Source organism: Rugamonas fusca, assembly GCF_014042365.1.
Lineage (GTDB): Bacteria > Pseudomonadota > Gammaproteobacteria > Burkholderiales > Burkholderiaceae_D > Rugamonas > Rugamonas fusca.
Window position 1 is genome coordinate 1 of record NZ_JACEZS010000100.1, and the last position, 255, is coordinate 255.

Consider the following 255-nt stretch of genomic DNA (forward strand, 5'->3'; position numbering starts at 1 on the left):
CGAAACCGGCGGCACGCAAGCCGTCCACCAGCCAATACCAATTGAAGGTCGACTCCACTGCGACGCCGGCCAGTTCGGCGCGAAACGGCTCCAGCAGAGCGATTATCCTCGTCAGGTCGTTGGGCACCCGCCTTTCGCAACAAATCCGGTCTTCTTCGTCGCTGACTACGACCACGCAATTGTTCGCGTGCAGATCGATACCGCTATACTTGCTCATACCAGCCTCCCTGTACGTAAGTTCAACTCGACATTGAA

General features: G+C 56.9%; 1 protein-coding gene. It reads right to left on the reverse strand.

Annotated elements, in window-relative coordinates:
* Positions 1-217 (reverse strand): IS110 family transposase (locus tag H3H36_RS26490; RefSeq protein WP_511268652.1); only part of this gene is annotated, 217 nt, incomplete at its 3' end.
* Positions 218-255 lie beyond the last annotated feature (38 nt).